Source organism: Streptomyces caelestis (genome assembly GCF_001279005.1).
Lineage (GTDB): Bacteria > Actinomycetota > Actinomycetes > Streptomycetales > Streptomycetaceae > Streptomyces > Streptomyces heliomycini.
The window spans coordinates 1-2,127 of the sequence record NZ_LGCN01000007.1; the positions used below are offsets into that span (position 1 = coordinate 1).

Annotated in this window: 1 protein-coding gene; it reads right to left on the reverse strand. The window is 75.5% G+C overall.

Translation table 11 applies throughout. The annotated features are described in order from the left end of the window. Positions 1–2,127: polyketide synthase dehydratase domain-containing protein (locus ADK41_RS02415; protein WP_037805344.1), on the reverse strand; the 2,127-nt coding region annotated here is incomplete at both ends.

Consider the following 2,127-nt stretch of genomic DNA (forward strand, 5'->3'; position numbering starts at 1 on the left):
CTCCGCACCCAGATGCCGGGCCAGCTGCACCGCCGCCATGCCCACACCACCCGCACCGGCGTGCACCAGCACCGACTCCCCCGCCCGCAGACCCGCCAGGTCGGTCAGGCCGTAGTAGGCGGTGAGGAACACCAGCGGCATCGACGCCGCCTGCTCGTCCGTCCACCCGTCGGGGACGCGGACCAGGAAGCGCTCGTCGATCAGCACGTCGGTGCCCAGGCCGCCGGGCACCATGCCCATCACCCGGTCGCCCGGCGCGAAGCCGGTCGCCTCGGGCCCGGTGGCGGTGACGACACCGACCGCCTCGGCTCCGAGCAGTCCCGCTTCACCGGGGTACATGCCGAGCGCGTTGAGCACGTCGCGGAAGTTCAGCCCGGCCGCCCGCACCGCGAGGCGCACCTGACGGCCCTCCGGCGCCTGGAGCACCTCCGGGCACGGAACGAGCGTGAGGGCGTCCAGATCGCCCTTGCCGGTGCTGTCCAGTCGCCAGGGGCCGTGGGCCGGGGGCAGCAGTCCGGCGCCGGTGACCGCCCGGTCCAGGCGTCCCACCAGGACGTCCCCGCCCCGTACGACGAACTGGGCGTCGCCGCCCGCCAGGAGCTCCGGCAGCAGCGGCAGCACGGTCTCGACGCGGCTGTCCGCGTCGAGGTCGACGAGGGCGAAGCGAGTGGGGTTCTCGGAGTGCGCGGCGCGCAGCAGACCCCAGACGGCCGCGGCCGCCAGGTCCTCGACCCGGTCGCCGTGCCCGGAGCGCATCGCGCCCCGGGTGACGAACACCAGCCGGGCCGTCTCGAAGCGGTCCTGCCGCAGCCACTCCTGCACCAGGTCGAGGGCGTACGCGAGAAGCGTGTGCGTGGCCCGCGGTACGTCGTCGCCGTGGCCGTCGCCGGACACGGGGACGCACACCAGGGTCTCGGCGCCGGTGAGACCGTCCAGGGCGGCCGCGGCGGCATGGGTGCCGAGGGCGGGCAGGGTGGCGTGGCGGACCGAAGGGTCGGCGGCGGTCTCGGGGGCGACGGTCCACTCCAGGCGGAGCAGCGAGTCCAGCTCGGTGCGGCGGGCGGCGGGCGCCTGCGCCCCGGCGGGGACGCGCAGCACCAGCGACTCGGCCGACAGGACGGGAGCGCCCTCGACGTCGACCGCGGCGATGGAGACGGAGTCCTCGCCCGTGCGGGCGACCCGGAAACGGACCACGGAGGCGCCGCCCGCGTGCAGCGACACCCCTCCCCACAGGAACGGCAGCAGCTTGTGCTCGTCGTCCAGGCCGGCGAAACCGACGGACTGCACGGCCGCGTCCAGCAGCGCCGGGTGCATGCCGTAGTAACCGGCGTCGTCCGCCTCCGCCGGGAGCGCGGCCTCGACGAACGCCTCGTCACCGCGCTTCCACACGGCGCGGATGGTGCGGAAGACGGGGCCGTACTCGGTGCGGTCGTAGAAGCCCTCCAGGTCGGCGGCGACCGCGTTCCGCGGGGGCCAGACACTCGCGTCGAAGTCGACGGTCCGCGCGTCCGTGCCGAGCACGCCGGCCGCGTGCTCCGTCCAGGCCGCCTCCGGCGCGTCGGCGGACCGCGAGTACAGGCTCACCTTGCGGGCACCGGTCTCGTCGGGCGCCCCGACCCACACCTGGACGACGACGGCACCGTCCTCGGGCAGCAGCAGCGGCGTGGCGAGGGTGAACTCCTCGACACACTCGCAGCCGACCTCGTCGCCGGCGCGCACGGCCAGTTCGAGGAAGCCGGTGGCCGGGAAGAGGACCATGCCGCCGCCGACGGTGTGGTCCGCGAGCCAGGGGTGCGTGGTGAGCGACAGGCGCCCGGTGAACAGCACGCCCTCGGAGGCGGCGAGCGCCGTGGCGGCTCCCAGCAGCGGGTGCTCGGCGGGGCGGAGCCCGGCGCCCGTGACATCACCGGTGTGGGCCGCCGGGCGGGGCCAGTACCACTCGTGGTGGAAGGCGTAGGTGGGCAGCGCCACCCGGCGCGCCCCGGTCCCCTCGAAGCACGGTGTCCAGTCGACGTCGACGCCGGCGGTGTGGAGCCGGGCCAGCGCGGTGAGCAGCGCGCCCTCCTCGGCACGGTCCTTGCGCAGCACCGGCACCGACACGACGTCCTGACCGCCGTCCAGCACCCG